The sequence below is a fragment of the Clostridioides sp. GD02404 genome (genome assembly GCF_045898275.1).
In the GTDB taxonomy this organism is placed as follows: Bacteria; Bacillota; Clostridia; order Peptostreptococcales; family Peptostreptococcaceae; genus Clostridioides; species Clostridioides difficile_A.
The window spans coordinates 24237-31549 of record NZ_JBJOCA010000041.1; the positions used below are offsets into that span (position 1 = coordinate 24237).

Genomic DNA, 7313 nt, shown 5'->3' on the forward strand with positions numbered 1-7313 from the left:
GATATAATAATTTGAAAGGGTTGTTTAAATTATTTATTATGAGGTTGTTAGATTATTTTTGATAGCTATTCATTTTAATAAAAAATTTATCAAAGAAATATATACCAGACAATTAATATTTATTCAAAAAGAAAATCGGGGAGGGTATATTAGAAAATTTGTTAATTTTTTATAAAAATAGCTCAGTTTAGCTGTGTTTATCGGTTGAGCAATAAATTCATGGTCATAAAAATATTTATAGAAAATAATTATAAAAATATTTAGTCAAGATATTTATGTATGGGAGGATTTATTTTATGAAAACACGTAATACTTCAAAATATGATGTCGATGGGATACCACCACTAAAGGAATCAATACCTTTAGCTTTACAACATCTGTTAGCAATGATAGTAGGAAATATGGTACCAGCGATATTAATAGCAAACGTGGTAGGACTTAACCAGGGGCAAGCGACAATGCTGATTCAAGGCTCTATGTTAGCGGCAGGTTTGGCAACGTTTTTACAATTATATCCAATACCTTTATTTAAAGGATTTAAGTTAGGTTCAAGATTACCTGTAATGATGGGAATGAGTTATGTATTTTTAGGAGCATGTCTTTCAGTAGCAGCTAAGGATGGTTTAGCAGCTCTATTTGGAGCACAGATTGCTGCTGGGGTAATCGTATTCTTTGTAGGATTTGGAGTTAAGAAAATTAGACATATATTCACTTCAATAGTTTCTGGAACTATAATAGCATGTATGGGACTTGGATTATTTGCAACAGCTATAAAGAATTTAGCAGGTGGAGAAGGGGCAGAAACATTTGGAAGCCCAATAAACTTTATAGTGGGAGTTATAGTTGCTTTTGTAATAATAATGATAAATAAATATGGTAAGGGTCTAGTAAAAAATTCTTCAATATTGATAGGAATATTAGTAGGTTATGCTATATCTTTAGTTTTAGGATTAGTTGATTTTTCAGCAGTTCAAGGAGCAGCCATAGTATCTTTACCAACACCAGCAGCTTTTGGATTAGAGTTTAGACCAGAGTTAATAGTAATGTTTACTATTATTTACATAATAGGTATAGCTGATATGATGGGTGCATGTACAATAGCTACAATAGGTGCAATGGATAGAGAGGTAACTGACGAAGAGTTATCATCAGTTGTTTTAGGAAATTCTATAACTTCTATAATTTCATCATTATTTGCAGCTCTTCCAACTGGAGTATTCAGCCAAAATACAGTAATCGTATCTATGAATAAAGTTACAAGTAGATTTGTAATAGCACTTGGTGCACTTGTATTATTACTAGCAGGAATATCTCCAGCATTAGGTGCAATAATGACAACTATACCATCTTGTGTTGTTGGTGGAGCAACTTTAGTAGTATTCTCATCAATAGCAATGTCTGGTTTCTCTATTATGAGTATGGATGGATTTACTGAAGAAAACAATCTTATAGCAGGAGTATCTATAGCAACAAGTATGGGTCTTACAACTGCACCACAAGTTTTAGACCAATTCCCAGCAACAATTGGAACTGTCCTTGGAGGGTCAAGTATAGTTTCTGGAGCAATAATAGCTATATTACTTCAGACATTATTTAAATTAAAATCAAATAAAAAGTCTGAAAACGTTACTTCAAACCTTGAGGAAAATATTGGATAAATGTATTAGATATGATATGAGAAAGCCATATGATAAAATGTTGTAATAAAAGTATTAATAAGGGGGATTTAAGATGATTGATATACTAATAAAAAATGCAATAGTTGTTACAGTTAATAAAGATAGAGAAGTCATATTTGATGGAGCAATAGCTATTCAAGGTGATAGAATTTTAGATATGGGAAACACAGCTGATATTGAGCCTAAGTATCTGGATGCTAAAAAGGTTATAGATGCTAATGGAAAAGTTATATTCCCTGGCTTTATAAATACTCATAATCATTTATTCCAAGTATTATTAAAAGGTCTAGGTGATGATATGGCACTTCATGAGTGGCTAAATACAATGATGTTTCCATCAGCAAAATTCTTAACAGAACAAGATACTTATGATGCTGCAATGCTTGGATGTATGGAAGGTTTAAAAAGTGGTATAACTACAATGGTTGATTACATGCATACACACAATAGACCTGGACTTACAGATGGAATAGTAAAAGCGTATAAAGATTTAGGAATAAGAGGCGTTGTAGGGAGAGGCTGTATAGACTTAGGTATTCATAAAGAGCTTATAGAAGATGTGGAAACGGTTGAAAAGGATTTAAGAAGGGTATTTGAAAAATATCATAACTCAGAAAATGGAAGAATAAAAATTTGTGTAGCACCTTCTTCAATGTGGGCTATATCTGAAGAAATGGGTAAAATGCTTTGGAATATAGTTAAAGAATATGACTCATATTTTACAGTTCATATATCTGAAACAGAATTTGCAAGAACAGCAACAAAAGATATACATGGAGAAATAGATATAAAATTACTTGAAAAATGGGGTATAGTAGGTCCAGAAGTTGTAGCAGTACATTGTGTATGCATAACTGATGAAGACATGGAAATGCTTAAAAAGTATGATATAAAAGTTTCTCATAATGTTGCAAGTAATATGTATCTTGCCTCTGGAGTTGCACCTGTTCCAGAAATGTTAAAACAAGGAATAAATGTAAGTTTAGGTCTTGATGGTGCAGCAAGTAATAATGCACAAGATATGGTAGAGCTTATGAAACTAACAGCTTTACAACACAAAGTGAATAATTGTGACCCTCTTGCAATTTCTGCAGAAAAAGTTCTTGAAATGGCTACAATAGAGGGAGCAAGAACTCTTAGAATGGAAGATGAAATAGGTTCTTTGGAGATTGGAAAAAAAGCTGACTTAGTAATATTTAACTCAATGCTTTCTCCAAAATCAATACCTCTTCACAATCCTGTATCAACTTTGGTATACTCAGCTAGCATGCATAATGTAGAAAGTGTTCTAGTTGATGGAAATGTAATACTTGAAAATGGAAAAGTAACTACAATCGAAAGTGAAGAACAAGTATTATTGAATGCACAACATGCAGCAGAAGAATTATGTAAGAGAGCTAATGTAACTAATAGAATGGAAGGGCATAAGTGGAATAGCTTATACTAATATTAAAATAAGATTGTAATAATATTCTATTACAACATTAGTTTATCTGTAGGAGGAGAAAATGGAAAAAATAAAATTAAATATTAATGATTACATGTATGAAATAGAAATTGAAAATAATGAAACTCTTTTGCATGTACTTCGTGAAAAATTAAATCTAACTGGAGCGAAACAAGGTTGTAATAGTGGCAGTTGTGGAGCATGTAAAGTTTTGATAGATGGAGTTGACGTAAAATCTTGTAAACTTCTTGCAAGAAACTGCGAAGGTAAAGTTATATACACTATAGAAAGTTTTGCTAATGGGGAAAATCTTCATCCAATACAAGAAGCTTTTATAGAGGTTGGAGCTGTACAATGTGGGTATTGTACTCCTGGTATGATTATAACTACACAAGCTCTTTTAAATAGAAATACATCTCCTAATGAAGATGAGATTAGAGAGGCTTTTAAAGAAAATCTCTGTAGATGTACAGGATATGTGAAAATTATAGAAGCTGTAAAATTATCTGCAGCTAGATTAGGGGGTAGATAGTTATGGAAAAGGTAATAGGAAAATCATACCCTCTAAAAGATGCAGCTTTAAAAGTTACTGGTCAAATGAAATATGTGGCTGATATGAAACCACAGAATGTGCTTCATGCTAAAATGCTTTTAAGTCCTGTAGCACATGCAAAGATAAAAAGTATAGATATAAGTGAAGCAGAGAAAGTAGTGGGTGTTAGAGCTATAGCTACTCATCTTAACACATCACAAAGAAAATACAATGGTTCTTTGAGATTCTATGAACATAATATACCTGAAAACGAAGTTATATTTTCAGATACAGTTAGATTTGTTGGTGACCGTGTTGCAGCAGTAGCAGCAGAAACACCAGAAATAGCAGAAAAAGCTGTAAAGCTTATAAAAGTAGAATATGAAGAATTACCAGCTGTATTTACTATACAGGATGCAATAAAAGAAAATGCTATATGTATACATGGGGATTCAAATATAGTTTCCCAAAACAACATAAATGGAGGAGATGTAGAAAAAGGATTCAAAGAATGTGATTATATATTTGAAGATGAATATTCTACTCCAGCAATACATCATAGTGCAATAGAGACTCACAGTGTAATTGCACACTATGATTATAATGATAAGTTAACTGTACATACACCTTGCCAAAATACATTTGGATTTAGAATAATACTATCTCAAATTTTTGGGATGTCACTAAATAAAATAAGAGTTATAAGACCTGCTATTGGAGGTTCATTTGGTGGAAAATTAGAACTTACAATTGAACCAGTAGCAGCAGCATTATCAAAAATGACTAGAAGACCAGTTAAAATGGTTCTTACAAGAAAAGAATCTATGATATCAACAAGAACTCGTCATGGGTCTTTTGTAAAATTAAAAACTGGTGTAAATAAAGATGGAGAAGTAATAGCACAAGATATAAAAATATATACAAATACAGGAGCATATGCGTCAAGTGCTTTAAATGTTATAGGTGCACTCAGCCATAAAGTATTTAAAGTTTATAAAATACCAAATATAAAATTTACTGGAATGCCTGTATATACAAATACACCAATAGCTGGAGCTATGAGAGGTTATGGTTCACCTCAGATATTCATGGCTCAACAGGCTCAATTTGCTAAAATAGCTAAGGAAATAGGAATGGATTTAGTTGATTTCCAAAATAAAAACGCAGTAGAACCAGATGATGTTGATATAATTTTCCATGGCTCTCTTGGAAATCCTAGAGTATTGGATTGTATAGAACAAGGCAAAAAAATGTTTAAGTGGGACGAAAAGAAGAATCTTCCAAAAGAAGAAGGAAAATATTTAAGAGGTATAGGTATGGCAATAGGTGCACATGGTAATGGAGTTTTTGGTGCACATAGGGATGTTGTTACATTGACTCTTAAATTAAATGAAGATGGTACATTGACACTACTTACAGGAGCACATGATATGGGTAATGGTGTTGTAACTATGCAAACAATGATGGTAGCTGAAGTTTTAGGAATAACACCTGATAAAGTTGAAACATTTGAAACTGATACTGATGCATGTACATTCAATCTTGGAGATTATGCAAGTAGAGGTGTATTTGTAGAAGGTGGAGGAGCTAAAAAAACAGCAGAGAAATTGAAAACACTTATATTAGAAGAAGCAGAAAAATTACTTGAAACATCAAAAGAGGAATTATATCTAGATGGTGGATATGTAATTAGTAAACTTGATGAAAATATCAAAGCATCATTATCTGATGTTGCAGTATATAGTCAAAGTAAGTCTTTAAGAGAATTAACTGTTGTTGAAGACTATTCTTCTCCTGCAGGACTTACTTCATATGGTGTACATTTTGCTGAAGTTTTAGTAGACAAAGAAACTAAAGATATCAAAGTGGTTGATTTTGTAGCTGTGCATGATGTTGGTAGAGTTATAAATCCTCTAAACTTAGAAGGTCAATTAGAAGGTGGAATTCACATGGGTCTAGGTTACGCATTGAGTGAAGAGTTAGCATTTGATGAGCAAGGGAGACCTAAAGCTACTGATTTTAAAACATATAAATTATTTAGAACTGTAGATATGCCAAAGTGTCAAGTTGCATTTGTAAATGGTTATGAAAAAGCTGGACCTTTTGGTGGCAAAAGTATTGGAGAATGTGCTGTTGTACCAGTTGCACCAGCTGTTGCAAATGCAGTATACAATGCAACTAATGTAGAAATACATTCATTACCAATAAAATTAAAGTAACAGAAGTTAAGTTAGAAATGACAATTTATTATATTTGTAAATGGATAATAAAAATAGATTTATTTGATGAGGAGATATTGTTATGGCAAAGATATTAGGTATCTGTGGAAGTCCACGTAAAGGAGCAACAGAATATGCAGTATTAGAAGCTTTGAAAGAAGCTGAAACTATACCTGGTATAGAAACTGAGTATTGGTCAGTTAGAGGGAAAAAAATAAGTCCTTGTGTACATTGTGATGCATGTATAAGAAAAGAGACTATGTGTATCATAAAAGATGATATACAAGAATTAGAGCAAAAAATATTAGAAGCAGATGGAATTATAGTTGGTTCTCCAGTATATGATATGAATATAACTGCTCAACTTACAGCAGTATTTAACAGACTTCGTCCTATGTATTTAGTTCATCCAGGAAAGCTTCAAAATAAAGTTGGAGCAGCTATAACTACTGGTGGAACTAGATATGGTGGTCAAGAGCTTACAAAACTTCCTATAATAAATTTCTTCCTAATGCATGAAATGTTAGTATCTGGAGGTTTAGGTGGTTGTTATATAGGTGGGACAATATGGAGTAAAGATGGAAAAGCAAAAGGTGCACAAGAAGACGAAACAGGTATGGATACTATAAAAAGACTTGGAAAAGGAGCAGCAGAAGCTGTTATGGTTTCTAAGTTTGGTCTTGAAAAATGGAATGTTGTAAAAGAGGAATTAGATGTTAAGAAAGATGAAAAATCACCTCTTAGAGACCATTAAAAACTTATTAGATTATGAATATGTAAATAGTGATGTAATAGATTATTACATCACTATTTATGTTTTAATTTAGATTTTATAAGCTAGGTATTAAAAAATATACAAACAGAGGATTTTAAGATTTATTTTTAAATTTTAAAAATGAGAATTAAAAAGTGAGAAGATAGAAAAGGTTTTTCATTTATTAAATTCTACACACATTGTATGAATTAAAGGTAGATAAGAAAAAACAATAAAAGCATTGCAATTTCTATATTAAGCAGTCATAGAAAAATATCCAACATATATTTAGTATTGGCATGTTAATTGCTTATATATTAAAGTATAAAAATTTAACAATAATTTGGAGGTATTTTAGATGTTAAAAGAGATTAAATGGAAAGTAAATAATTTGCCAAAAGGTGACAAGGAAAATTGTATTAAATTCTTAAATGAAGAAGAAATAACTAAGGTTAGAAATTTTCATAAAAGCTTTCCTCAATATAAAGAAACTCCATTAGCAAACCTAGAAGGTTTAGCAAAAAAATTAGGAGTTGCAGGAGTATATGTTAAAGATGAATCTTATAGATTTGGATTAAACGCATTTAAAGTTTTAGGTGGTTCTTACTCTATGGGTAAATATTTAGCTCAAAGATTAGATACAGATATATCTGAATTAGGATATGACAAATTAACTTCAGAT

General features: G+C 31.5%; 5 protein-coding genes and 1 pseudogene. All 6 read left to right on the forward strand.

All coding sequences use genetic code 11. The annotated features are described in order from the left end of the window. The first annotated feature begins 296 nt into the window (after positions 1-296). On the forward strand, positions 297-1658 hold the full coding sequence (locus Q3287_RS18065; protein ID WP_054276888.1) for a uracil-xanthine permease family protein: 1362 nt from the start codon (positions 297-299) through the stop codon (positions 1656-1658). A 73-nt stretch (positions 1659-1731) separates the two neighbouring features. Then, positions 1732-3126: an amidohydrolase family protein gene (locus tag Q3287_RS18070; RefSeq protein ID WP_054270554.1), complete on the forward strand. Its 1395-nt coding sequence runs from the start codon at positions 1732-1734 to the stop codon at positions 3124-3126. Positions 3127-3187: 61 nt separating this feature from the next. Next, a complete protein-coding gene (locus Q3287_RS18075; protein WP_054270553.1) occupies positions 3188-3658 on the forward strand; it encodes a (2Fe-2S)-binding protein in 471 nt (156 codons plus the stop codon). A gap of 2 nt (positions 3659-3660) precedes the next feature. Further along, a complete protein-coding gene (locus tag Q3287_RS18080; RefSeq protein ID WP_054270552.1) occupies positions 3661-5877 on the forward strand; it encodes a xanthine dehydrogenase family protein molybdopterin-binding subunit in 2217 nt (738 codons plus the stop codon). Positions 5878-5959: 82 nt separating this feature from the next. Further along, positions 5960-6631, forward strand: coding sequence for a flavodoxin family protein (locus tag Q3287_RS18085; RefSeq protein ID WP_054270551.1), 672 nt, complete (start codon positions 5960-5962; stop codon positions 6629-6631). A 358-nt stretch (positions 6632-6989) separates the two neighbouring features. Continuing rightward, positions 6990-7313, forward strand: a pseudogene (locus tag Q3287_RS18090) (diaminopropionate ammonia-lyase); the annotation flags it as partial.

Bases quoted from the DNA above. Each gene is read 5' to 3' on its own strand.
- Q3287_RS18065 (WP_054276888.1), top strand. From the start codon at position 297: ATGAAAACACGTAATACTTCAAAATATGATGTCGATGGGATACCACCA.
- Q3287_RS18070 (WP_054270554.1), top strand. From the start codon at position 1,732: ATGATTGATATACTAATAAAAAATGCAATAGTTGTTACAGTTAATAAA.
- Q3287_RS18075 (WP_054270553.1), top strand. From the start codon at position 3,188: ATGGAAAAAATAAAATTAAATATTAATGATTACATGTATGAAATAGAA.
- Q3287_RS18080 (WP_054270552.1), top strand. From the start codon at position 3,661: ATGGAAAAGGTAATAGGAAAATCATACCCTCTAAAAGATGCAGCTTTA.
- Q3287_RS18085 (WP_054270551.1), top strand. From the start codon at position 5,960: ATGGCAAAGATATTAGGTATCTGTGGAAGTCCACGTAAAGGAGCAACA.